General features: G+C 48.6%; 15 protein-coding genes. 10 read left to right on the forward strand and 5 right to left on the reverse strand.

Annotated elements, in window-relative coordinates:
• Window positions 1–299 precede the first annotated feature (299 nt).
• The 4 genes from rsmF to L4174_RS08185 form a co-directional block, all read right to left on the reverse strand.
• On the reverse strand, window positions 300–1,736 hold the full coding sequence (gene rsmF, locus L4174_RS08170) for a 16S rRNA (cytosine(1407)-C(5))-methyltransferase RsmF (RefSeq protein ID WP_248140260.1): 1,437 nt from the start codon (window positions 1,734–1,736) through the stop codon (window positions 300–302).
• Between the two features lie 141 nt (window positions 1,737–1,877).
• On the reverse strand, window positions 1,878–4,541 hold the full coding sequence (locus L4174_RS08175; protein ID WP_248140263.1) for a PqiB family protein: 2,664 nt from the start codon (window positions 4,539–4,541) through the stop codon (window positions 1,878–1,880).
• Window positions 4,528–5,718 (reverse strand): paraquat-inducible protein A, encoded by a 1,191-nt coding sequence (locus tag L4174_RS08180; RefSeq protein WP_248140265.1) that lies wholly within the window; start codon window positions 5,716–5,718, stop codon window positions 4,528–4,530. The genes L4174_RS08175 and L4174_RS08180 overlap by 14 nt, the downstream gene beginning before the upstream one ends.
• 53 nt (window positions 5,719–5,771) lie before the next feature.
• Window positions 5,772–7,604, reverse strand: a complete 1,833-nt coding sequence (locus L4174_RS08185) for an ABC transporter ATP-binding protein (protein ID WP_248140267.1) — start codon at window positions 7,602–7,604, stop codon at window positions 5,772–5,774.
• A gap of 84 nt (window positions 7,605–7,688) precedes the next feature.
• Here L4174_RS08185 and L4174_RS08190 point away from each other — a divergent pair, with 84 nt between their 5' ends.
• The 4 genes from L4174_RS08190 (at window position 7,689) to L4174_RS08205 (ending at window position 11,832) form a co-directional block, all read left to right on the forward strand.
• Window positions 7,689–8,147: a GAF domain-containing protein gene (locus tag L4174_RS08190; protein ID WP_248140268.1), complete on the forward strand. Its 459-nt coding sequence runs from the start codon at window positions 7,689–7,691 to the stop codon at window positions 8,145–8,147.
• A gap of 111 nt (window positions 8,148–8,258) precedes the next feature.
• The gene (proQ, locus tag L4174_RS08195; RefSeq protein WP_248140271.1) at window positions 8,259–8,897 is read left to right on the forward strand and encodes an RNA chaperone ProQ; all 639 of its coding nucleotides are present in this window, start codon (window positions 8,259–8,261) and stop codon (window positions 8,895–8,897) included.
• Window positions 8,898–8,914: 17 nt separating this feature from the next.
• On the forward strand, window positions 8,915–10,918 hold the full coding sequence (gene prc / locus L4174_RS08200; RefSeq protein ID WP_248140273.1) for a carboxy terminal-processing peptidase: 2,004 nt from the start codon (window positions 8,915–8,917) through the stop codon (window positions 10,916–10,918).
• 248 nt (window positions 10,919–11,166) lie between these two features.
• Window positions 11,167–11,832 (forward strand): lipocalin family protein, encoded by a 666-nt coding sequence (locus L4174_RS08205; RefSeq protein ID WP_248140275.1) that lies wholly within the window; start codon window positions 11,167–11,169, stop codon window positions 11,830–11,832.
• Between the two features lie 72 nt (window positions 11,833–11,904).
• Here the strand turns inward: L4174_RS08205 and pncB are convergent, their stop codons facing one another.
• Window positions 11,905–13,101, reverse strand: coding sequence for a nicotinate phosphoribosyltransferase (gene pncB, locus L4174_RS08210; RefSeq protein WP_371929385.1), 1,197 nt, complete (start codon window positions 13,099–13,101; stop codon window positions 11,905–11,907).
• 460 nt (window positions 13,102–13,561) lie between these two features.
• Between pncB and pepN the strand changes: the two genes are divergently transcribed.
• From pepN to rlmKL, 6 genes are all read left to right on the forward strand, one after another.
• The gene (pepN, locus tag L4174_RS08215; protein ID WP_248140279.1) at window positions 13,562–16,186 is read left to right on the forward strand and encodes an aminopeptidase N; all 2,625 of its coding nucleotides are present in this window, start codon (window positions 13,562–13,564) and stop codon (window positions 16,184–16,186) included.
• A gap of 73 nt (window positions 16,187–16,259) precedes the next feature.
• Window positions 16,260–16,481 carry a DUF2835 domain-containing protein gene (locus tag L4174_RS08220; RefSeq protein WP_248140281.1) on the forward strand — a complete coding sequence of 74 codons (222 nt, stop codon included), beginning with the start codon at window positions 16,260–16,262 and terminating at the stop codon, window positions 16,479–16,481.
• Window positions 16,482–16,900: 419 nt separating this feature from the next.
• Window positions 16,901–21,730, forward strand: coding sequence for an NAD-glutamate dehydrogenase (locus L4174_RS08225; RefSeq protein WP_248140283.1), 4,830 nt, complete (start codon window positions 16,901–16,903; stop codon window positions 21,728–21,730).
• Window positions 21,731–21,775: 45 nt separating this feature from the next.
• Window positions 21,776–22,795, forward strand: a complete 1,020-nt coding sequence (gene pyrD / locus L4174_RS08230) for a quinone-dependent dihydroorotate dehydrogenase (RefSeq protein ID WP_248140285.1) — start codon at window positions 21,776–21,778, stop codon at window positions 22,793–22,795.
• Between the two features lie 235 nt (window positions 22,796–23,030).
• Complete coding sequence (locus L4174_RS08235) at window positions 23,031–23,573, forward strand: cell division protein ZapC (protein ID WP_371929402.1); 543 nt, start codon at window positions 23,031–23,033, stop codon at window positions 23,571–23,573.
• Window positions 23,574–24,569: 996 nt separating this feature from the next.
• The gene (rlmKL, locus tag L4174_RS08240) at window positions 24,570–26,714 is read left to right on the forward strand and encodes a bifunctional 23S rRNA (guanine(2069)-N(7))-methyltransferase RlmK/23S rRNA (guanine(2445)-N(2))-methyltransferase RlmL (RefSeq protein WP_248140289.1); all 2,145 of its coding nucleotides are present in this window, start codon (window positions 24,570–24,572) and stop codon (window positions 26,712–26,714) included.

Genomic DNA, 26,714 nt, shown 5'->3' on the forward strand with positions numbered 1-26,714 from the left:
CAGCTAAAAGCTGAAAAAGTTGTGTAACTTGTTCAACAATTTTGAAGGAAAGGAATATCTGTACAAAGAAGACGAATAATCTGAAAGGCAAGTCTCTGAAAATCAGATAAAAAATAGCCCGAAACGACTCCTGTTTCGGGCTTAGGGGAATGGCTCGTGAGAGCCTTGCGCTAACTGGTTTGTAAATGGAGATCAATTACAATATCAATCTTAGTTCACACAGTATTTTTTGCCAGTTTTAGCCCTGAGACAGCCAAGGCTACTGAGATAGAACCATTAATTAATCATCTGCTCCGAATTTAACAGCGATTCCCAGATAAACCCGTATCTCGGACCAGTTCTCTGGGCATGCCATTTTTAATGCGGTTGCCGACCCATTTCCCCAAACCGAACGGGAAATCCTGATAGGTAACAATGACTTCACCTTTGCCTGTCATCGCTTCCGGTCGGATATCGCGGCCCATGATCCACTCATTGGCTTGCGCCTCAGTCAGAGCAATACATTGCGGTTCTTTGCCTGTTGCCAGTGTCATGATGGCTTCATGTTGCCAGCGGTAACCTTTTTTATGTTGTTCAGCCAGTTTAATGCCAATACGCTGAAAACGAATATTGTCCAGTAGCGGGCGAAGCCGGGCAGGGAAGAGCCAGATTTCCTGATCACGAAGCCAGAGTTCCCGGTCTGCCGGAACCCGGAGTGAAAGATCCTGATTTAACTGGTTCAGAATCTGCTCACTTTCTTTGTGTGAAGCCGGGGAGAAAGGGAATTTGGCTTTCCGTTTTTGGGGCTGCTCGGTTTCAACGGGGGCGAGTTTGCGGATGCGTGCCACGAAAAAGCCTTCACTGTCGTAGACTTGCGGGAAAACATGCAAAAAGCCTTCTTCAGTACAGGTTTTTTCTGCGCCCTCGAAGAGTTCACTCAGCGGTTCAAACGCAACGGCCTCACCAAAGGTCTCTTTCAGATAATGGCAGACACCCTGGTTTTCTGTCCGGTTCAGGGTACAGGTGGAGTACACCATGACCCCTCCAGGTTTCAACGCCTGAAAAGCACTGACAATTAAATCTCGCTGGATTGCTGCGATTTCCTCTATATGTGTCAGGCTCCAGTTCGCCATTGCATCTTCATCTTTCCGAATCGCGCCTTCGCCTGAGCATGGTGCATCCAGCAGGATGCTGTCGAAAGCTTCTGGCGTCCAGTTGCCAAACACTTTGCCGTCGAAATGAGTCAGTGCCGTGTTGGAAACGCCACAGCGTTGCAGGTTTGCATGAAGGACCTTAATGCGGCTGGCTGACAGTTCATTGGCAACCAGCACTCCCTCATGCTGCATTGCTGCCGCGATCTGGGTGGTTTTTGAACCGGGCGCTGCAGCCATGTCGAGCACGCAGCCAATCTGGCCGTTATCCGTCAGCAATGCGGTAACGGGCAACATGGAACTGGCTTCCTGAATATAGAAAAGCCCGGCCAGATGTTCGGGGGTATTGCCGAGTGACTCGGTTCTGGTTTCATCGTAGTCAATCCAGAAGCCTTCCTGACACCATGGGATTGGCGTGAGCTGCCAGTCTTTGTCCCGGATACGCTCCAGAAAATCGGACACAGATATTTTCAGGGTGTTAACCCGGATACTGCGTCGAAGCGGGGTGCGGCAGCAGGCGAGAAAGCTGTCCATATCCAGACCATCTGGCAAAATCTGGCGAATGTGGTGAATGAAGTCGTCTGGAATATAAATGGACTGATGCACTTGCTTTATCTCAGTTAGAATGCAGAGGCGGCAAGTCTATAACAAACCGGCGGTTGGATATAGCCCGGTCTGGCTGAGATCCGGCAGATACGAAACAGGCAAGCACACCGGCTTGCCTGTGAGGGATGGGTTGTTGACTCCTTACTCAGCTGGAATGGCAGTGCGCCATTTTTTCCACTCAGGATTGGCTTTCTCGTGCAGCAGGAAATGGGTGCCTGTCTGAGCCGGAGCAGAGAGCGGCTGTCCCTCTGGTGTTGCCAGGGCAATCCCGCCCCGTATCAGCGTATCCACTGTTCCTGCCTGAATACTGGCGCCGGTCAGTCCCAGGCTGACATCTAATCCGGAAGTATTCCAGAACACAGTATCGGCCCGGACCAAATGGCGGAAATCAGGTTCGATTTGCGCTTCAATCAAAACCCGGTCTGCCAGCTCACCCAAGGCCACATTACTGACCTGGCCCACCTGAATGTCTCTGAATAACAAGGGCGTGCCGGGACGCACGGATGCGCGGGCAACGCTTTCCAATATGACGGTCAGGCCATTAAAGGTTTCGCTGGCTTGTTCGGAAAGTGTAAACGTCTGGCGATAGTTTCCTTCTCCGGGTTCTACTTCGATATAACTGCGAAGGATACTGTCGAGATTCTTCACTCCGGTGAGGTCAATCTTCGGTGCCACCAGCCAGAAGTGCGTTTCGGTTCGGGTCAGTGAATCTGCAAATTGCGGGAAGAGTCGGGCATTGATGGTCACCAGTCCGGTTTTAAAATCAGGTGTCAGCGTCAGGACTTTACCGACCACAACCCCCTGAAACTGAATATTGGTACCGGCCGAGATGCCTTTTGCATAGCTGGCGGTCAGGCTGATCTGAGTGCCGAATTCCTTGGCATCTTTCAGGCTGGCAAAGAGTTTGAACTGCTTGCCGACCCGGTTTGGAATGCCGCTCATGCTGTCAAAAGCAATGCCGCCTTTAATCAGGGAAGCCAAAGGGCTGGCTTTGATGTTGACGCCGCTCAGGCCAGCCTCAACTTCCACACCAGACTGATTCCAGAATACACTGCTGGCTGTAATTAAATGGCGATACTGGTTTTGAATTGCTAGTTTTATTGTGACACCGTCACGGGTCAGAGCGTATTGGCTGACTTTCCCAACCGGCAGGTTGCGATAGAGAACCGGGCTGCCTTCACTGACTGAAGGCAGGGCATCCGCAAAAAGCTGAATGGTTGTACTGCCTTGTTGCTGATTGCCTGCAAGTCGGGCCAGCGACTGATTTTTGAATAATTGATAATGTCGGCGCATTGGGCTTTGGCCTGTGCTGGTGAAAGCAATGCTGTTGCTGATCAGTTGCTCTGCCGGCGGGACTGACACATTAATCCCTTCCGGGCTGATATCAGCCTGGATGCCACCATCAATATAGAATCGGCTTTGACTGCGGACCAGTGCGGTATATTCAGGCTTGATAATGATGTCAAAACGCACCTTGTCTTTATCCAGAATGACCTGTTTTACGCTGCCGACTGTCATGCCTTTGTGCGTGACTTTGGTGCCTCTGCTGATGCCATAGCTTTGGTCTGCACTCAACTGGATACTGGCTGCACCGGGACGTTTTTCTTCCAGCTGTTCCTGAGTGAAAGCCTGAAACTGACGCGACGGTTCGCCTTCCCCCGGGAGCAGGGTGAGGAAGTTCCCTTTAATCAGATTCCCGAGGTTTTTGACGCCACTCAGGGACAGATCGGCTTCTTCCAGCAGCATGCTGGTGCCCGTTGTGAGCAGGTCGCTCATGCTGGGTTCGATGGCTGCACTGGCAATAATGCGTTTTCGTTGGCGATCAAGACGCAGGTCGGAAATCTGACCAATCTGCAATCCCCGGTACACAATGGGTGCACCACTAGCACTGATATTGTTGTTATCCGGTAATTCGATGGTAATGGCGATCCCTCGTCCGGCGGTATTCAGATCCGGGTAGAGGCGGAAAAGATGATTTGGCTGAATCGGTAAACCTTCGTCAGGGGAGTCAAAAGCGATGGCGCCTGCAATCAGCGCAGACAAGCTTTCAAACTGAACATCCACGCCATTTAAGCCAATATTGGCGCTGACACCACTGACGTTCCAGAAGCGGCTTTTGTTCGTCACCAGATTGGCATACTGAGGCTGAATCAGCACATCAATCAGAACACGTTTCTTATTATTACTCAGGGTGTAGTTATAGACTTCACCCACCGGGATTTTTTTATAGTAAACCTGCGCGCCCACTGACACTGAGCCTAAATCGGGCGCCTGAAGCTGAATCGTCAGGCCGTCCCCAGCCGGTGTTTCTGCGGGCTGGCTGTCCAGAGCCGTGAATTCATTGGTTGGTTCCCCTCGTCCGGGCAGCAACGCAATGTAGTTGCCGGAGACCAATGCATCCAGTCCGCTGATACCAGTAATGGAGGCTTTCGGTTTCACCAGCCAGAAACGGGTGCCTTTTCGCAGGATCTGCACCGCTTCCGGGTAGATGTCGGCCGTGACATAGATACTGTGCAGATCTTCAGACAGTTTGACATCCCGGACAATCCCGACTTCCAGACCCTGATAACGAATTGTTGTCCGGCCTGCAATCAGACCGGCGGCATCTTCAAAGTGAATTGTAATCCGCTGTCCGGCTTCACTGACTGCCTGAAAAACAAGCCAGGCGGCCAGTCCCAGCGCCAGAAGCGGGAGAATCCACAGCGGAGAGATTTGCCTGTCTCTTTTGACATTGACCGGCTGTGGTTGCTGCGGGCCGACAGGCGGACCAAACGGAGACTGTGGAGGGTAGTTATTTTTTGTCATAGTTATCCCAAATCAGACGAGGATCCAGACTTTCTGCGGCTAACATGGTCAGTACCACAACCGTAGCAAAGGCAATCGCGCCAGGGCCTGGCGTGAAATCAAGAATTTGGCCACGGTCAATCAGTGCGACCATGATGGAAATGACGAACAGGTCCATCATGGACCATTTACCAATCCATTGAATAATACGGTACATCCTCATTCGGTAAATATGATTGATATTTCTTTTGAAATGAATACACAGAAGGATGAATGCCAGTCCGAGTATTTTCGCGATCGGAACAACGATACTGGCAAAGAATATCAGCGCGGCAATGCCTTCCATGCCGGTATTAATCAGGGTGGCAACTCCGGACAGAATCGTATCTTCGAGACGTTTGCCATTATTGAGGAAAATCGAAATCGGGTAGACGTTGGCCGGGATGATAAAAATTGCACCCGTGATGAGAAATGCCCAGGTCTTCTGAATGGAATGAGGGGCGCGATAGTGAATCGGGCTGTGACAGCGCTGACAATATTCACCTTCGGCCTGACTCATGTGGCAAGTGTGACAATGTAACTTTAGTCTGGTTCCCCGGTGTTCGGTTTCCGGCTGCCAGAGTTCCCAGTACCGTTTCACGTGGATGCGGGTCAGCATGATGACCATGAGCAGCTGCATGCTCACCAGACAAAACAGTCCGGGGCCAGCATAAATGTCGGCGTAATCTTTGACTTTGAAACAGGCAATCCCGAGGCTGACGAGATAAACATCAAACATGGCCCAGTGTTTCAGTTTTTCGATACACCACAATGAACGTTTAAAGAGTGTGAGCTGCCTTTTCGCCAGACCCAGCTGGACGCCGAGTACAGCGAGAAAGACCAAAAAAGGCGCGATTGTACTGCAAAACAGGATCAGAGCTGCCACAGCAGGAAAGTCAGCCGCAAGCGTGAAAGTGCCTGAAGGAATGGTTGCCGGAATCATCACACCGAACAGGCGTATTGTAATCAAGGGATACAGATGGGCTGGCAGAAACAATATCAGCCCAGTGACGGCAATTGCCAGGTCGCCACGCAGGGAGGGCATGCCTCCCCGGTACAGGCGTGATTCGCAGCGAGGACAGAATGCACTTTGGCCCCGGGGGGTCACCATCGGGGTTAAAGGCAAATCACAGCAAGGGCAGAGTCTTACTGTCGACATGGATGGTTCCGTCCTCTTTATTCCGGTTAACTGCTTGAACTGGCGACACTATATTATTTTGTATTGATCCTGGCTACTGTCAGGCCCGCGTTATTCAACGGTTGTTCAGCCTCGCTGGATTGGGCTGAGCCGTACAGGGTCTGATATAGACCGGCTGTATTGACCAGTTCGGAATGCGTACCGGTCTGACTGACCTGTCCGTCTTCCAGAACATAAATGATATCAGCCTGCTTTACTGCCGACAGACGGTGCGCCACGATCAATGTGGTTTTGTCATACAAGAAATCGTTCAGGGCTGTATGCAGGGCAGCTTCTGTGGCCGTATCCAGTGCAGACGTTGCTTCATCCAGAATCACGAAATCCGGGTTGGTCAGGATCATCCGCGCGATTGCCAGACGCTGACGTTGTCCGCCGGATAAGCGAATTCCCTGACGTCCGATCTGAGTTTCCAGTCCTTCACTCAGACGTTGTGTCACATCCGTTAACTGCGCGATTTCAAGCGCCTGCCACAATTGTTCATCTTTGTAATCAGCGCCCAGAGACAGGTTGTTCCGCAGTGTGTCATTGAACAAAACCGGTTGTTGTAACACAACAGCCATTTTTTCCCGCAGCGCTTCATAGCTGACGTCTTCTACCGGATGGCCGTTAATCAGAATATCGCCACTGTCTTTCTGATAGATGCCAAGCAGCAACTGAATCAGCGTCGATTTACCACCACCGGATGCGCCCACCAAAGCAACTCGTTTCCCAGCCGGCAAAGACAAGTTCAGACCATTCAAAACCTTCTTATCTTCATCATAGGAGAAATCAAGGTTATTGATCTCTATGGCAATGTGTTCACCTGCGCTGAACGGGTCTACTTTCGCAACCGGACGTACTTCTTCTTCGAGAGCAATCAGATGATTCAGCCGTTGCATCGCCGCAGAAGCACCGTACCAGGCAAATTGGATCCCCAATAATTCCTGCACCGGACTCAGCATAAACCAGAGGTAGCCAAAGACGGCGAACATCTGGCCGACGGTTAAATCACTGAACAGGACCATCAGCATCGCAGCGGCCCGAAACAGTTCGAAACCAATCAGAAACAGCAGGAAAGAGACGCGTCCGGCGGCTTCAGACTGCCAGGCATACTTGTCAGCATTGTGGCGGATACTGTTGGCATGTTCTTTCAGATTGGCCAGAAAGTCCCGTTCACGGTTTGCTGCCCGCAGCTGATAAATCCCATCGAGGGTCTCGACCAGTCGTTGCTGAAATTTTTCAAACGCCTGGTTTTCTTTGCGTTTCAGGTGTTTGACCCGGTTCCCCATTTTCCGTGATGTATATATGACCACCGGATTGACCAGAAGGATGAACAGCCCGAGTTCCCAGTTCAGCCAGAGCAGCACAACGGCTGTACCGATGACGGTCAGGATACCAATCAGGAATCGGCTGAGTGTGTCGCCGACAAACTTATCAATTGTTTCGACATCGGTGACCAGATGAGACGTGATCCCGCCGCTTCCTCGTTCTTCATACTGGCGCATACTGATCCGGCCCAGCTTATCAATCAGATGGCGTCGCATCTGATAAGTGATATTTTTCGCGACCAGGGTGAATTGCCGGCTCTGCAAAATGTTCAGTGCCTGGCTTGCGGAACGCATCAGCACGACCATCAGCAGGACCAGTACAATGTAGGCCGCTGATGTTTGCCAGGCTTCAGGAAGAAAGTTGTTGAGGAGAGCGACACCTTTGCCGGGTTGTTGCAGGAGAACTTCATCCACCATCAGCGGCATGAGCAGTGGAATCGGGACGCTGATCAGCGTGGCAACAACTGCGATGATATTGGCAGCGATTAACCTGTTTTTATGATGTTTTGCTTGCTTTATCAGCCATGACCAGTTAATCATTTGATTCGTTGAGTCTTTCACTGTGATAATGATTCCTATTTCTATGAAAGGGTGCCATTTTAGCGGCTATATAAGGAGTAAGCCATGGAAAATAAATCTGCATTCTACCGGCGTTTAACCCAACAGGCAGTGGCACTGGTTGATGGGGAAACCGATATCATTGCTAATATTTCTAATATTAGTGCCTTACTCAACATGGAGTTAGAGGATATTAACTGGGTAGGTTTCTATTTACTGAAAGATAATGAATTGGTGCTGGGCCCATTCCAGGGCAATCCTGCTTGTGTACGTATACCTGTGGGGCGGGGTGTTTGTGGTACCGCAATCGCTGAGAATAAAGTGCTGCGAGTGAGTGATGTTCATCAATTTGAAGGTCACATTGCATGCGATGCGGCCAGTAATTCTGAGATCGTGATTCCATTCTCTGTGAAGGGCCAGTTGTACGGCGTGTTGGATATTGATAGCCCAAGTCTGTCAAGATTTGACCAGGAAGATGAAGACGGACTAGTTTCATTCATTGAGGAACTACAAATTAAGCTCTAATTGTATGCTTTCGGTGGTTTTTCAGTATTAGGTAATTATAATAGCCCGCACTTATTGGTTTTAATTAAAAAGCACTAACAGCGAGATACTCTCGCTTTGTCAGGAAATTCCATGGAAAACTCTGAAAAGTTAACGAACAGTAAAGAAGTGATTGCCTATATTGCTGAGCAATTTCCAAAGTGTTTTACTGTTGAAGGTGAAGCTAAACCATTAAAAATTGGTATCTTCCAAGACCTCGCTGAACGACTGAGTGACGATCCTAAAGTCAGCAAAACTCAGCTGCGAGCAGCGCTTCGTCAGTACACTTCTTCCTGGCGTTATCTTCATGGTGTCAAAGCCGGTGCTAGCCGTATTGACCTTGATGGCAATGAGTGTGGTGTGTTAGAACAGGAACATGTCGAGCACGCACAGAAAGCGCTTGAAGAAAGCAAAGCTAAAGTTCGTGCCCGTCGTAAAGAACAGGCAGCAGCGAAAGCCGCCTCAGAAGGTGACGCTAAGCCAAAGAAAGTTCGAGCAAAATCGCCTAAAGCTAGAAACGTGAAGCCAAAAACGTCTAAGCTAGATAAGAAGCCGGTAGAAACAACTCGCGCTTTGTCTTCTGATGAAGTGAAAGTTGGTAAGGATGTCAGTGTCAATATGGGCAATGGCAACATGCCGGCAACAATTGTGGAAATTAATAAGGACGATGTGCGTGTCCGTCTGACTAATGGCCTGACCATGGTTGTGAAAGCGGAGCACCTTCGTTCGTAAAGGAGAATGCTCGACGTATGAAATGTCGATTCCGTTTCTCACTGATCGCTGCCGGCATCGTGCTGGCAGCATCAGCCCAGGCCCTGGAAGCCACACATACTCAAAGTGAATTGCCTGTTTTAACACCTGAAAAACAGCATGCGACCGCCAGTAAGCGAGTAGCCTCACGGTTTACTCGATCTCACTATCGCCAATTCTCACTTGATGACCAATTCTCAGCCCACATTTTCGATCGTTATCTGGAAATGCTGGACTACAACAAAAGCTTTCTGACAAAGTCTGATATTCAGCAGTTTGACCAATGGAAGTTTCAGCTGGATGATCAACTGAAGCGGGGGGAAACCACCGCAGCCTACGATATCTTCAACACTGTCCTCAAACGCCGTTTTGATCGTTATCAATATGCATTAAGTCTGTTGGATAAACCCATGTCTTTTAGTGTGAACGAAGATATGGTGATTGATCGTTCTGAACTGGCATGGCCAAAGGACCGGGCTGAGCTGAATGAGATTTGGCGCGAGCGGGTTAAATCGGATGAACTGAATCTCAAACTGGCGGGCAAAGACTGGAAAGACATCCAGGAGACATTGAGTAAGCGTTATAACAACGCACTGAAGCGTCTGACTCAAAGCCACAGTGAAGACGTATTCCAGCTTTACATGAACGCTTTCGCGCGTGAAGTTGATCCGCATACCAGTTATCTTTCACCTCGCAGCGCTGAACAATTCCAGTCTGAAATGAACTTGTCTCTTGAAGGGATTGGTGCGGTTCTGCAAGTCGATGACGAATATACAGTGATTCGTTCACTGGTTGCTGGTGGCCCGGCGTCCAACTCGAAAAAACTTGCTGCCGGAGACCGGATTATCGGTGTGGGTCAGGAAGGGAAAGAGATGATCGACGTTGTAGGCTGGCGCCTGGATGACGTTGTGCAGCTGATCAAGGGTCCGAAAGGCAGTAAAGTTCGTCTGGAGATATTGCCTGAGGGTAGTAACGCCAAGAGTTACAGTGTCACAATTGTTCGCGATAAAATTCGCCTTGAAGACAGAGCAGCGAAATCTTCAGTCGAAGTTTATCAGGGACGCAAGATCGGCATTCTTGAAATCCCAAGTTTCTACGTGGGACTTTCCGAAGATACCAAGAAAGAACTGGCCAAGCTGAACAAGCAGCAAGTTGACGGGATCGTGATTGATCTGCGAAATAATGGTGGTGGTGCACTGACTGAAGCCACAGCATTAACCGGACTGTTTATTGACAGTGGTCCTGTGGTGCAGGTTCGCGATAGTTACGGCCGGGTCAAAGTGAATGGCGATTCTGACGATCGCGTGTATTTCGATAGTCCGCTGACGGTTCTGATTAACCGTTACAGTGCTTCTGCATCTGAGATTTTTGCAGCAGCAATGCAGGATTATGGCCGTGCCGTCATTATTGGTGAGCAGTCCTTTGGTAAAGGAACCGTTCAGCAACACCGTTCTCTGAATCATATCTACGATCTGTTTGATAAGCCGCTGGGTCATGTTCAGTACACGATTCAAAAGTTCTATCGCATTAATGGCGGTAGTACTCAGAATCTTGGTGTTGTCCCGGATATCAGCTTCCCGACTGCAGTTGATCCTGCGGATACAGGTGAAAGCGTAGAAGACAATGCTTTACCTTGGGATAGCATTAAGCCTGCGGGCTATCAGAAGATGTATGACTTCTCGCCATTACTGCCTTCTTTGCGTGCGAAGCACATGCAACGCATTAAAAGCGACAGAGAGTTTGGCTTTATCTTTGACGATATTGCGAAGTATAAAGCTGAAAAAGACAACAATACTTTATCGTTGAATGAGAGCAAACGGCGAGCAGAGCAGGATAAAGAAGAAAGAGAACGTCTGGATCGTTTGAATGTCCGTCAAAAAGCACTGGGCAAAAAACCATTCCTGGCACTCAAAGATGTACCGAAGGATTATGAAGCACCTGATGCTTACCTGGACGAAGCAGTTGCCATTACTGCTGACTTAGTCAAGGCTGAGCAGAGTTAATGCTTCTCTGATCCGACGCAACATCCTATCAACGGCACACATCAGTTGTGCCGTTTTTTTTGTCTTCTGAAAAGACGAGACATCCATCAACACTTTCTTTCCTGTCAAGGCCTTGTCATCCGCATGCTGTCGTCTCAGATTTGAAACAGGGTGAGGAATACTTGTGACGCTTGTCATATTCTTGCGCGAGAAGCAAAAACGAGGGCTAGTTTGAATAGTAGGGGCTGGTATTTGTCAGGGGTACTATCATGCTGCGTTCCATCTTTTTGTCATTCATATTGAGTCTGTTTACATGGAGTTACACTGTCGCTGCGGATGATCTGACAGAGTTTGACTATCCGCTGTTATTGGGAGACTGGTACTGGTTCAGTACCACAGATGAAGGCGTCGAAAGTGAGGGGATTCATTATCGTGCAATGAATATCAAGTTCAATTCTGCATACCATTTTAAGGTGCGGCTGCTCCGTACAGACGGACGTATTGATGAGTGGGAAGGGAAGTACGATATTGACGAAACAACACTGACAATGAACTCAGCCGGCCAGCCTGCACAGCAGCATGAATATGTACTCAGTTATAACCAGTTCCTGCTGGATGGGGCCCGTTTTACAAAATTAGCCCCCGAAAATCTGCCGGGCCGTTGGCGCTCGTCCATGATTAAAGGCCAGGATGTCGATAAACGGGTATCGGAACTGAAGTTATCGTTACGTCCTGACTTTCTGTTTTCGGCTCAGGTGATTGGTAAAGACGGGAAGCAAATCGAGCACAAAGGTATCTATTATCTTGAGGACGATCGGATCGTCCTGATTTATGAAGATGGTCAGCACGACAGTCATTTCAAGTTAGGGGGAGATAATACGCTCACCCTGACGAATAAACAGTTTGGTATGGAAGCAGTCATGCAACGTCAGTAAGTCAACTTCATTTATCAGAAAGCAAAGAGAGGCTGAAATAGCCTCTCTTTTTTGGGAACGATTTAAGTGCAGTTAATCGTTGGCAATTTTAAATGCTTGTCTCAGCTGATCAAGATAGGCTTCATCATGACAAATGCTTTTACCCGGCTCATCTGAAATTTTGGCCACCGGCCGTCCTTCACATTCAGTCAGCTTCAATACAATGTTCAAGGTTTTCACACCCGGTAAATCACACGTCATGCTGGTGCCAATCCCAAAGCTGACGTTGATACGCTCATAGAAATGCTGGTAAATGGTCAGTGCGCGTTCCAGTGTCAGGCTGTCTGAGAACACCAGCGTTTTGCTCTTCGGATCCAGCCCCAGTGCTTCATAGTGGGCTATGGCTTTTTCACCCCAGGCGATCGGATCGCCACTGTCGTGACGAAGTCCGGTAAATCGCTGGGATAAACGCAGGTCAAAATCGCGCAGGAAAGCATCCATGTTGATGCAGTCGGTGAGGGCAATGCCCAGACTATCCGGGTATTCCTGTAACCAGCGGTTGAGGGCCAGCTGTTGTGAATCTGCAAGTTCACCCGCCAGTTGCTGATGTGCCTGGAACCATTCATGGGCCTGTGTACCAATGGGTGTCAGGTTGAGTGTCCGGGCAAGATGGTAGTTTGACGTGCCGCTCAGGTGAGGAAAATGCTGTTTCAGGTAATTCACGACTGCGTAGTGCACATCTTTTGAAAAACGGCGCCGGGTACCAAAGTCAACCAGTGAAAAATGACTGGTATCTGTATCACGGCCAAGCTCATCAAAATGGGCCAGTTTATGTTTCAACTGCTCAATGGCATCAGTAACTGACAATTGAGGATAATGGTGATGACAGCGGAGCTCGCAGATGATGGCAAGTAAAGGAACTTCCCACAAAATCAGATCCAGCCATTTACCCTGAATGCGTACCGTGAGTTGTTCATCGTCTTCCCCAACTTCAACCTGCGAAGGATTCAGACGAAAGTCTTTCAGGTAATCCAGATAGTCCTGTTTGAAGAAAGGCAGTGAAGCAAGGTATTCAATTTCTTCCTGGGTAAATTTCAGCTCACCCATATGTTCGATTTGTCTTTTGATTTCAGCCTTGAATGGCCGGAGGTCCTCGCCACTGCGACAACGAAACTCGGCGGCGGCGTCTACATCGGGATAAAGGTGGAAGATTGCCTGCTGCATATGGAGTTTGTAGGCATCGGTATCAAGCAGTGAATCAATGATCCAAGGTTGCATAATGTGGTTCATATTGCAGAGTAATTCCTGTTAAAACGGCTAAAATCAATCTATTTGGGCAGTGTGTATAGGTTGGAATTTTTCAGACTTGCCATTGTTACGCGACATGAGATGGGTAACAAGTAAAAAGATAAGATTTTCAGCTCAAGTGCTATCTGCTAACATTTTGTCTTAATTCAGAGAAAAGACCAAATGTGATCATGCTTAGCTATTACTATTAAGTATAGTTGACGCATTTTTAAGCAAACTTGTCTGCCTTTTTTGTATCACAGGCAGTAAGGATGCAATGAGACTTGTCTTTATCCGCTGAATGACCAGCTATCATCATCATGAGCTGGTTTTTGTAATGTTTCAGTTTCGCTGCTGGTGTTTCAATGACTGAAACGCATCAGGGCTGATGGCCTTGCATGATTTTGGAAGGCTTCCCCCTGACGGCGAGACTGCCAATATGGATGACTAAGGAAGAATAGAAATGGCTGATCAACCAACTGCCGCACAACCGACTGCAAAATATCGTGCAGATTATCAGGCGCCGGATTTCACAATCACGGATATCGACCTGACATTTGACCTGCACGACACTGCCACCCGCGTGATTGCTGTCAGTCAAGTGAAGCAACAAACAGAAGGGGTGACTTCGCTGGAGCTGGACGGTGATGAGCTCGTGTTGCATCGGCTGGAAATTAACGGCGAAAGCTGGCAGCACTTTGAGCAGACCGAAAGTGGTCTGATTCTTCGCGAACTGCCCGCCGCATTTGAACTGACCATTGAGACCGAGATAAATCCGGAAGCGAATACCTCATTGGAAGGCTTGTACAAATCGGGTGGCGGCTTCTGTACTCAGTGTGAAGCTGAGGGTTTCCGCAGAATTACGTATTACCAGGATCGTCCGGATGTACTGGCCCGTTTTACAACCAAAGTCATCGCCGATAAAGCCAGTTTCCCTTATCTGCTGAGCAACGGAAACAAAGTTGGTCATGGTGATCTGGACAATGGCCGCCACTGGGTTCAGTGGCAGGATCCGTTCCTGAAGCCTTGCTACCTGTTTGCGTTGGTTGCAGGTGATTTCGACGTGCTTCGGGACAGCTATCAAACGGTTAGTGGCCGGGACGTCGCGCTGGAAATTTTTGTCGATAAAGGCAATCTGGATCGCGCAGAGCATGCCATGCAGTCGTTGATCAATTCCATGAAATGGGATGAAGAGCGATTTGGTCTGGAGTATGACCTGGATATCTACATGATTGTTGCCGTTGATTTCTTCAACATGGGCGCCATGGAAAACAAGGGGCTGAATATCTTCAACTCCAAATTCGTTCTGGCGAACCCGGCAACAGCGACAGATACCGATTACCTGGGTATTGAGGCCGTGATTGGTCACGAATACTTCCATAACTGGACCGGGAACCGTGTGACCTGCCGCGACTGGTTCCAGCTGAGCCTGAAAGAAGGTCTGACGGTCTTCCGTGATCAGGAGTTCTCTTCAGATCTGGGTTCTCGTCCGGTGAACCGAATCAACAATGTTCGTATCATGCGTGGTCCCCAGTTTGCTGAAGACCGTGGCCCGATGTCTCATCCAATCCGTCCTGAAAAAGTGATTGAGATGAATAACTTCTATACCCTGACTGTTTATGAGAAGGGAAGTGAAGTGATTCGGATGATGCATACGTTGCTGGGCGAAGACGGCTTCCAGGCGGGAATGAAATTATACTTCGAGCGTCACGACGGCACGGCTGCAACCTGTGATGATTTCGTTCAGGCAATGGAAGATGCTTCCGGAGTTGATCTTGGCCAGTTCCGACTGTGGTACAGCCAGTCAGGCACACCGGTGTTGAGCGTCAGCACAGAGTATGACGCCAATGGAAACCGTTACCTTGTCACGGTGAAGCAGCAGACTGCGCCGACACCGGGTCAGAAAGAGAAGCTGCCGCTACACATTCCGTTTGATATTGAGCTTTACGATAGCAAAGGTGATGTGATTGAGTTACAGCGTAACGGTGAGAAGGTGCACCATGTCCTGAACGTTACTCAGGCTGAGCAAACCTTCGAGTTCGAGCAGGTCAGCGAAAAGCCAGTCATTTCAATGCTGCGTGAGTTCTCTGCGCCGGTTGTGCTGGAATATGATTACAGCGATGAAGAGCTGGTCTTCCTGATGACACATGCCCGCAACGAATTTGCCCGCTGGGATGCTGGTCAGATGCTGCTTGCGAAGTATATCCGCAGCAATGTCCTGGCCGTTCAGGCAGGTAATGCCATAGTCTTCCCGGAAAATGTGGTTGATGCATTCCGTGGTGCACTGCTGGATGAAAAACTGGATCCGGCTTTCATTGCTGAAATGCTGACACTGCCGAGTGAAAATGAAGTCGCCGGCTGGTATGAGCGGGTAGATGTCGATGCGATCCACACAGTGCTGGCTCAGATCGAAAAGATCCTTGCCTCAGCGCTGGAAGATGAGTTGTCTGCTATCTATCACTCTCTGTCACAAAGCGGGTACAGCATTACTCATGATGCGATAGCAAAACGTTCGCTGCGCAATCGCTGCCTGGCTTATCTGGCTTATACCGAGCAGGGTGAAAAACTGGTGTCAGCTCAGTACGCTCAAGCCGACAATATGACGGACACAATTGCTGCGATGAGTGCTGCGAATGAAGCGCAACTGGCTTGCCGTGAAGCTCAGATGGCCGATTTCAGCAGCAAATGGAGTCATGATGGTCTGGTCATGGATAAGTGGTTTATTCTGCAGGGTAAAAATCCAGCGGCTGATTCACTGGCCAATGTTCGTGAAACGATGAAGCACCCGGCATTTAGCCTGAAGAACCCGAACCGGACGCGTAGTCTGGTTGCAAGCTTCTGTGCGAATAACCCGGTTCGTTTCCATGCGAAAGACGGCAGCGGTTATCGTTTCCTGACTGAGATTCTGACGGCACTGAACAGTTCGAATCCTCAGGTGGCTTCCCGACTGATTGAACCTTTCCTGAAGTATCGTCTGTACGACGAGGCTCGTCAGGCGCTGATGCGTGCCGAGCTGGAACAACTGGCGAAACTGGAAAATCTGGCGAGAGATTTGTTCGAGAAAGTGGAAAAAGCTCTTGAACAATAAGCCTGATTTGCTTTAATCAGAAAGCTCCCCCAAAAAGGGAGCTTTCTTTTTATCTGTCTGATGGCCTGTTTACATGAAGAGATACACCTTTTCAGTCAACATTCCTTACCAAACCTTCCTTCAGCATTACTCTGGTGCTGCCAGTGCTGTGCTGGTGTATACGGATGAAGGCCTTCGTCTTCAGCTTCCAGCCAGCAGACTGCGACCGTTTCTGAGTCAGCTTGGGGTTCGGGGGCGTTTCAGAGTGAGTGTCAGCCTGGAAAATCGCTTGGAAAAATTGGAGAAAATCGCTTAGAACCTTGCTTTAGTCAGAAATTAACAAAAACACTACATAATTATGCGAATGTAGATTATTTATCTGTTTTGAATAAAGCATATTCTGACGGGAATTCAGTTTTGCTATTTAGTTTTTTTGCTGTGAAAAACCATTGATTTCTAGATGGTTAGACCAGATTAAAGGGTTAACAGCAACAGAGTGCGTCATATTATCCCTTGGCCGTGTCCCCCCGAGCTAAAACATCTACCTTAGTCACATATTCGATTTTTTCTTCTGATTACAGAGTAATTATCGTAACCATTTGGCAACAAAACGCCCTACAATAGCTTCCGAATCAACTATACCTCGCCAGAGAGAAGTTTTTAGTGCTGAACTCGGGGCGTCGTTATCAAACCCTATACTAGATTGATAAAAGTAATAACGATGGAGCATCTGCTATGACCGCACCTGACCCAATAGTGCCGGTACTACTTGAAAAAGTGTATGGCTTAATCCAGGACAAGATAGAAACCCCTCAGCAGTCATTAGTCGAAGTGTTTGCTCAACGATTGTTAGGACAACTGGCAGAAGACGATCTGCTTCAACGGAATGAATCTGATTTGTATGGTGCTGTTCTGAGCCTCTGGCACCATCTCGTGCAAAACCAACCGGACCAGACTTCTGTTCGTGTTTATAACCCGACATTAAGCCGCTATGGCTGGCAGTCAACCCACACGGTTGTGGAAATTGTGACGCCAGACCATCCGTTCCTGGTCGACTCAGTACGTATGACACTCAATCGTCAGGGGATTAACAGTCACCTGATGTTTAATGGTCCTTATTATTTCAAGCGCGATGAACAAGGCACGATCATCGAAGCCTGTGGCGAAGATGGCGACTTACAGACGCTGTTCCACATTGAAGTGGATCGTTTGTCCAGCAAAGAAGAAATGGAAGCGCTGAAAGTTGAACTTGAGCAAGTCTTGCAGGACATTGAGCTGGTTGTGAATGACTGGCAGGCAATGCAGAGCAAGATGATTGCAATTGCTGAAGAATTAAAAACGGCCAGCCTGCCGGTAGAACAGAGTCATTGTGATGAAGCGATTGAATTCCTGGAGTGGGTCACTCGTCACAACTTCACCTTCATGGGTTACCATCAGTATGATCTGATTCCTGTGGAAGGGGACTTTGAACTGCGTCCTTGTGATGAACAAGGTCTGGGTCTGCTGAGTAAGCCGGGTAAAGCCCGCACATTAATGTTGTCCGAATTACCTGAATCAGCTCGGGTTGAAGCAAGAAAACCAAATCTGCTGATTCTGACGAAGAGTAATGCGAGATCAAAAATCCACCGTCCGGCTTATACCGATTACATTGGTATTAAACGCTTTGATAAAGACGGTAATGTCATCGGCGAGCATCGTTTTACCGGTTTGTATGCTGCAACCGCTTATCATCAGACGGCGATGAACATCCCATTGATCCGCAATAAAGTCGTTCGTATTCTCAAGAGCAGCGGTTATTCCGAAGGCTCTCATTCTTGGAAAGCGATGAACAACATCCTGGAAACTTATCCGCGGGATGAGCTGATCCAGGCCAGCGAAAAAGAAATGCAGGAAGTGGCCAGCGGCGTTGTACGTATGCAGGATCGAGATCTGCTGCGTTTGTTTGTCCGCCGGGATCCTTTTGGCCGATTCTTCTCTTGCATGGTGTATGTAACCCGCGAGCGTTACAACACCGAACTGCGTATTAAAACGCAGCAAATTTTCAAGGAGTACTTTGGCTCCGACCAGAACGTGGATTTCACCACTTCTTTCTCTGAAGGCCCACTAGCGAGAACTCATTATATTGTGCGTGTAGATAACAATAACTTTGATGTAGATGTAAAAGCGATCGAACGTAATCTGGTTGAAGCAGCTGTTTCCTGGGAAGATCGTCTGAGTGATTCATTGATCTCCAACTTTGGTGAGAATAAGGGAACGCCACTGGCGAAGAATTATGCTCGTGCATTCCCGCGTTCATACAAAGAGCAAATGCTGCCAGGTTCTGCAGTTGCAGACATCGAATTGCTGGAAGGCCTGAGTGAAGATAACAAGCTGGGCATGCTGTTCTATCGTCCGCAGGAAGTTGCGACCGATTCACGTTTTGTGAAGCTGAAACTTTATCATCGTGATGAGCCCATCCATCTGTCTGATGTGATGCCAATGCTGGAAAACCTGGGTCTGCGCGTGATTGGTGAATCACCGTATGAGGTTGTTACAGCGAACGGTACGGTTTACTGGATCCTGGACTTCGCTATGCTGGTTACCGGCACTCGCGAGATTGATCTGAGTGATGCACGTGATCGTTTCCAGGACGCATTTGCTGCAATCTGGCACGGTGGACTGGAAAGTGACGGATTTAACCGTCTGCTGCTGTGTGCAGGACTGACCGGCCGTGAAATCACGATTGTCCGGAGTTATGCACGCTACATGCGTCAGGTTGGTTTCCCGTTCAGTCAGCAATACATTGAAGATACGCTGGCAAATCATACGGATCTGGCCCGTGATCTGGTTGAGCTGTTCGCACTGCGCTTTGATCCTGCACGTAATTTCAGCAATAAAGCAGAAGAAGCGCTGATTGCAGACATGCATGCCAAGCTTGAAGAAGTTGAAAGCCTGGATGACGACCGTATCATCCGCCGTTACATGGAAATGATTCAGGCGACACAACGCACGAACTTCTATCAGCTCGATGATAGTGGTCTGCCAAAACCATGGCTGTCTCTGAAACTGCGTCCGTCTGAGATCCCAGAAATTCCTGCACCAGTGCCATTCTTCGAAATTTTCGTGTACGCACCGGATATCGAAGGTGTTCACCTGCGTGGTGGTAAGGTCGCCCGTGGTGGTCTGCGTTGGTCTGATCGCCAGGAAGATTTCCGGACTGAGATCCTGGGTCTGGTGAAAGCGCAACAGGTGAAGAACACCGTGATCGTCCCTGTGGGTGCGAAAGGTGGTTTTGTCTGTAAGCGTCAGCCACAAATGACCACTCGTGAGGAAATTCTGGCTGAAGGTCAGCGTTGCTACAAACGCTTCATCCGTGCGCTGCTGGATGTGACAGATAACATTCATGAAGGTGAGATTATTCCGCCTGCCAGCGTGGTTCGTCATGATGAAGATGACCCGTATCTGGTTGTTGCTGCCGATAAAGGAACGGCAACGTTCTCTGATCTGGCAAACTCAGTATCAGCAGATTACAACTTCTGGCTGGGGGATGCATTTGCTTCTGGCGGTTCGAACGGTTATGACCACAAAGCCATGGGTATCACCGCGAAAGGCGGCTGGGAATCAGTGAAACGTCACTTCCGTGAGCTGGGTATTGACTGTCAGACCACAGATTTCACGTGTGCCGGTGTGGGTGACATGGCTGGTGACGTATTCGGTAATGGTATGTTGCTGTCGAAGCACACCCGACTGGTTGCAGCATTTAACCACATGCACATCTTCCTGGATCCGACGCCGGATGCGGCATCGAGCTGGGAAGAGCGTAACCGCCTGTTTAATCTGCCTCGTTCAAGCTGGGAAGATTACGACAGCAGTCTGATTTCTGAGGGTGGCGGTATTTTCTCCCGTCGCAGTAAGTCAATCAAACTGAGTCCTCAGATCCAGAAACTGCTGGGCACCCGCAAACAGACGCTGACTCCGAATGAAGTGATCAAACTGATCCTGACCATGGACGTGGATCTTCTGTGGAACGGTGGTATCGGAACATATGTGAAGTCCGGAACTGAAACTCACACGGATGTTGGTGACCGTGCGAACGATGCACTGCGTGTGAACGGTAGTGAACTTCGCGCCAAGATTGTTGGTGAAGGCGGTAACCTGGGTATGACTCAGCTGGGCCGTGTTGAGTATGCGAAGAACGGCGGACGCGTAAACACCGACTTCATTGATAACGTGGGTGGTGTTGACTGTTCAGATAACGAAGTAAACATCAAGATCCTGCTGAATGGCTTGGTTGCTGCCGGCGATCTGACCTACAAGCAACGTAATGAACTGCTGGAGCAGATGGAAGATGAAGTGGGTGAGATCGTCCTTGATGATGCGTACACCCAGAGTGAATCTATCTCTGTGACTCAGCACCAGAATGTACAGTTGCTGAAAGAGCAGATCCGCTTTATCCATCACCTGGAGAAAGAAGGCAAACTTGATCGTGCGCTGGAATATCTGCCGGATGATGAAACACTTGCTGAGCGTGAAAAAGACGGTATTGGCCTGACGCGTCCTGAACTGGCGGTACTGGTTGCGTACGGTAAGATGGTTCTGAAAGAAGAGCTGGTGACTGAAGAGATCACTGAAGATCCTTATCATAACCGCTTGCTGCCAGCATATTTCCCGAAAGCACTGCAAGAGAAGTATCGTGCACAGATGGAAAATCACCCGCTGAAAGGTGAGCTGATTGCAACTTCTCTGGCAAACCAGATGTCGAACGAAATGGGCTGCAACTTCGTGACCCGTCTGATGGAAGAAACCGGCTCTACTGTAGCGGAAATCTCTTCTGCATACTCTGTTGGCCGTGCTGTGTTTGGTTTTGAGCAATTCTTCGAGCAGATTCGTGAACTGGATAATCAGGTTCCGGCTCATATCCAGTACGAAATGATGTACCGCTGCCGTCGTATGCTGCGCCGTATCACTCGTTGGTTCCTGCGCAACCGCGACCGTAAGATGGGCATTGAAGAGCAAATTGCTTTCTATCAGCCTACGCTGAACATCCTGCGTGACAACCTGGAGAAATACCTGGTTGCAGAGGAAGTGAAGGAACATGATGATCAGGCGAACAGCATGATCAAAGAGGGTGTTCCGGCTCAACTGGCACACAACATCGCACGCCTGAGCAGCCTGTATTCAGCAATGGATATTGCTCAGATTGCGAAAGAGCTGAACAAAGAGGTTGGTTTCATTGCCCGCGTTTACTTTGTTCTGGGTGCTCAGCTGTCTCTGCACTGGTTCCTGCAGCAGGTACATAACCAGCCTGTAGAAAACCATTGGCAGGCACTGGCTCGTGCTTCTTTCCGTGAAGATCTGGACTGGCAGCAACGTCAGCTGACTTCAGCGGTGATTGGTGCAGGTCAGGGCAGTGAAGCGCCGGAAGCATTGATTGACCTGTGGGTTGATCACCATCATCCTGCGATTCAGCGCTGGGAAAGCGTTCTGACCGAATTCAAAGTGGGGACGACCCATGAATTCGCGAAATTCTCAGTCGCAATGCGTGAATTAGTGCTATTAAATTTGAATTGCAAACCAAATCAGTGAATAATGTGGCCCCGTTTATACGGGGCTTTTTTTTAAGGAGGTATAATGTTTTACCGCCTCGCGCGTTCGGCCATGTTTCAGCTCGATCCTGAAAAAGCGCATGATTTGGCTATTAAGAACTTCTCTCGCATCACCGGTACTCCTCTCGATATTTTTTACCGTCAACACCTCCCGGAACGTCCTGTTGAAGTCATGGGACTTCGCTTTAAAAACCCTGTAGGTCTGGCCGCCGGCCTTGATAAAAACGGCGAATGTATCGATGCTTTTGGTGCAATGGGCTTTGGCTTCGTTGAAGTCGGGACCGTGACTCCAAAACCTCAGCCAGGTAACGATAAGCCGCGTTTATTTCGGGTAAAGCCGGCTGAAGGCATCATCAACCGCTTTGGCTTTAATAATAAAGGGGTTGATCAACTGGTTGAAAACGTCAAGAAAGCCAAGTTCGATGGCATTATTGGTATCAACATTGGTAAGAACAAAGACACGCCACTGGAAAAAGGGGTAGACGATTATCTGATTTGTATGGATAAGGTCTATGAGCATGCGGGTTATGTTGTTGTCAATATCTCTTCTCCCAACACACCAGGGCTGCGTAACCTGCAGTATGGTGAAGCACTGGATGATCTTCTGACTCAGTTGAAACACAAGCAGAAAGCTCTGGCGGAGAAATTTGGCAAATATGTACCGTTGACACTCAAGATCGCGCCGGATCTTGAGGATCACGAATTGATCCAGATTGCCGACTCTTTGATCCGAAATGAGATCGATGGTGTGATAGGTACCAATACAACCCTGGATCGCACTTTGGTTCAAGGGATGCCGCATTGTGATGAAGCTGGTGGCTTGAGCGGCCGGCCACTGCAGCATCGCAGTACAGAGGTGATTCGAATGCTGAACCACGAGCTGAAAGGGCAGATTCCGATCATTGGTGTCGGTGGTATTGATTCAGCGATTGCAGCGCGTGAGAAGCTGCTGGCTGGTGCGAGTCTTGTACAGATATACTCAGGCTTCATTTACCATGGTCCGCAACTGGTGAAAGACATCGTGATGAACTGCGATCTGCGCTAGTGGGTGACACTGTCACTTATCAGTAAACGGCTTCCAATCTGAACGCTCACATTTTATGTGAGCGTTTTTTCATAGATAAGCGTGATAAAAGCAGGAATGTTGTCAAAATTACATTCCTTAAGCGCATGATCTTCTGAGTCTTTTCCCCTTTTAATTTATCACTTGATTAGTACAATTCATTGTGCGTACTCAATTTCTTGCTTTGATGACTGTCCATAGAAGGACATTGGAGCTTATCGTGTTAAAACCAAATAATTCATGGACGTGGTATTACGACCAGAAGAATGACTCTTTGATGCTCGATTTGGGCGAAGAGATGGTTTTCCGCGTTTCCATTCCATGTAAACACCTCATCACCTGTGCGTTCAACCGCAGTGAATTCACTGTGGATGATGCAAGTACCTATCAAACATTCCTGGAAAACATCGCGACGCTGGAGCTGTCAGCCCCACGCAAAGTCGAGTTGGCACTGAATGCGGTCGCTGCAAGCCGGTTTCATAAGCCAATGATGCCGAAAAGTTGGTTCTTCACTCAACAAGATGGGGGATATGAGCCACGAAACGGTGAAATTATTGCTCTGGACACTGAACTGGCCACTGGGAAATACCTGGTGATTGAAAATAGCGGCTGCGCAAGTCTGTGTATGCTGGCCGATGTTGAGCCACACCAGCTGGCAATCGGTAAGGATATCGACTTTTGTGGTGTTATTAAGGTCATGAATGACAGAATGCAGTCTGTCCATATTGATGATGAATTAGGCTTTGCCCTGGTCGGTTAAACCGGGGTTGAACCTTCCTTTACTTCCTTCGTAATCCTCGCTCCAGATTCTCTATTTTTCGAAGCTATCACTGCTCGCGTTTTCGACTGAACAGCAGCAGTTTGATGTCTGTTTCTGATTCACACTGACGCATAGGATTGTGAAAGCAATTCGTGTTATCAGGCCTGAACAATCGTTGAGCAGGGGTAGTGTTCTGCTGCGCCCAACGGGACAGTTTACTTCCGCAAAATGTTAAAGATGCTGAACCTCGCCACTGCAATGACCGATTTTTCGACGTATGGCTCATTTTCAGGGCATATCGGCGAATCTAAAAATCGGTACCAAGGTCAAAAGACCGTAAAAATTTGCATTTTTTCGTGCCTCTTTTTGTCTTTTTACAGCAAAAAAATACAAGCTTCATCACAATAAATATCGTTCACTCTCATCAATATTTCCCCATTTTCCTCCATTATGAAAGTCCGTAACAGTGATGAAAATTACTCTGCGGCAAGTGTTTCCTGTTGGGAAATAATGATGGTTTCCTTTCCGGAAAGAATGAATCCTATGTTGAATGAGCCTTGCGGAGAGAGCGAGTATTCACCTGCAAATAATGACTAAGTTGTAGCAAAAGAGAGTGCCTGTAGTTGATTTAAATTAATTAAGCTTCTGATTTATTTGCATTTATTATGGTTGTTTCCATGGGGAAACAAGCGGTATGTGTGAATGTTAGCGCTTCAATACAGTCAAAATCCATCGAGGTTTCAGATGGATATGCATTTTTGTTTCCCCTGGGAAACGGTCTTTTGGTCTGAACATTAGAGGAGCATTGAATATGCAATGCGGTCAGCTCACTTTTGAGCTGGTGAATGAAGGCAACTGAGCAGCAACTGAACATGAACGATTGTGGTCGCCTGACAGGGAAAATGTGTAAAAAAAGGGCGTCTGATACCCGGGATACAGGTGTTTAGCGATGATTTCAGGTATAATCGCCCGCAACATTTGTATGAAAAGAACCTCATGAATCAATATCTCGCTATTACTTCCCGTGGCCTGGAAAATCTCCTAGCCGATGAACTGTCACAATTGGGTGCCTCACAAGTGAAAGTGGTGCATGCTGGCGTGCGTTTTTCAGCTGATCAGCACACTGCTTATCGTTGTTGCCTCTGGACTCGAGTAGCATCGCGCATCATTCAGATTCTGAGTGAATTCAACGTCAGAAATGATTTGGATCTTTATCTGGGTGCAACGGCTATCAACTGGGACCAGTATTTCAGTTCCAGTACACGCATTGTTGTGGATTTCAACGGTACGAACCGAGAAATACGAAATAGCCAGTACGGTGCCATGAAGGTCAAAGACGCCATTGTTGATCGTTTCGTCAAAGGTAATCAGCCTCGTCCTACCATTGACCGTGAACGCCCTGATTTGCGTATTCATGTTCGTCTGTCCAATGACAGAGCCATTGTGGGTCTGGATATGGCGGGAAGCGGCCTGCATCAGCGTGGCTACCGGACTGAAGCCGGTCAAGCACCATTACGTGAAACACATGCTGCGGCTCTGGTGATGAAAAGTGGCTGGACGCCTGAACAACCATTGCTCGATCCCATGTGTGGTTCAGGTACGTTATTGATTGAAGCCGCCATGATTGCTGCGGAGATTGCTCCCGGCCTGAAGCGTAAGCACTGGGGCTTTGAAGCACTGAAAGATTTCGATGAGCCGGCCTGGCAGGAAATCCATGCTGAAGCATCCGTGAAGGCTCGTCGTGGCGTGAGTAAAGTTACGGCTAAGTTTTATGGCCGTGAAATGGACAGACGTGTCCTGAGTATTGCCAGAGATAATGCCGGCCGCGCAGGTGTAGTTGAGCTGATGGATTTTGAATACGGTGATGCAGCGCAACTGGTTCGCCCGAAAGATTTCGAAACCGGGGTGATTTTGTGTAATCCACCGTATGGTGAACGTCTGGGAACGACATCGGAGCTGATTGAACTTTATACCGAGCTGGGTAATCGCCTGAAATTAGCATTTGCCGGTTCCACTGCCTCGATTTATTCATCTTCAAACGAATTGTTAAGCTGTATGCGAATGCGCGCAGATAAACAGTTTAAACTGCGCAATGGTGCGCTGGACTGTGTCCTGAAGACCTACAAGATCACCGCTGGTGGTGTGAAGCAGGTGGAAGGTGCTCAGGAAGGTGAGTTGGTAGAGCAGCAGGTTGCCCCGGATTTTGCGAACCGTTTAAAGAAAAACCTCTCGAAGCTGGATAAATGGGCGAAGAAGGAAAAGCTGGATTGCTATCGCGTCTATGATGCTGATTTGCCGGAATACAACGCTGCGGTCGATAAATACAAAGACTATATCGTGATTCAGGAATATGCGGCGCCGAAATCCGTTCCTGAAGAAAAGGCCCGTCGCCGTCTAATGGATATCATGCGTGCAACGATTCAGGTGACTGGTGTAGACAGCGATAAAGTCGTGCTGAAAGTACGTGAGCGTCAGAAAGGCAAAAGTCAGTACCAGAAGCTGTCCAGTGCTGCCCGTTACATGACCGTCGATGAATACGGTGTGAAACTTCAGATCAATCTTTTTGATTACCTTGATACCGGTCTGTTCCTGGATCATAAAATCACCCGCCGCCGTTTAGGTCAGATGGCCAAGGGCAAAGATTTCCTTAATCTGTTTGCGTATACCGGTTCAGCGACCGTCCATGCGGCTTGTGGGGGGGCTAAATCGACCACGACAGTGGATATGTCGAATACCTATCTGCGCTGGGCTCAGGAAAACATGGCGCTGAACGGACAGGTGGGTCAGCAGCATGAGTACATTCAGGCAGACTGCCTGCAGTGGCTGCAGGAAGTGGATGACACTTTTGATCTGATCTTCATTGATCCGCCTACGTTCTCTAACTCAAAGCGCATGAAGCAAAGTTTTGATGTTCAGCGTGATCACATCATGCTGATGGAGAACCTGAAGCGTATGTTGCGTCCGGGCGGCCAGATTGTTTTCTCCAACAACAAGCGCCATTTCAAAATGGATGAAGCAGGGCTGCTGGCGTTAGGCCTGCAAGCGAAGAATATTTCGTCTGAGACATTACCTCAGGATTTTGCACGGAATAAACACATTCATAACTGCTGGATTATCACGCATAAGGAAGGCGGCCTCTGA

It is taken from the genome of Photobacterium sp. CCB-ST2H9, assembly GCF_023151555.2.
Classification (GTDB): Bacteria; Pseudomonadota; Gammaproteobacteria; order Enterobacterales; family Vibrionaceae; genus Photobacterium.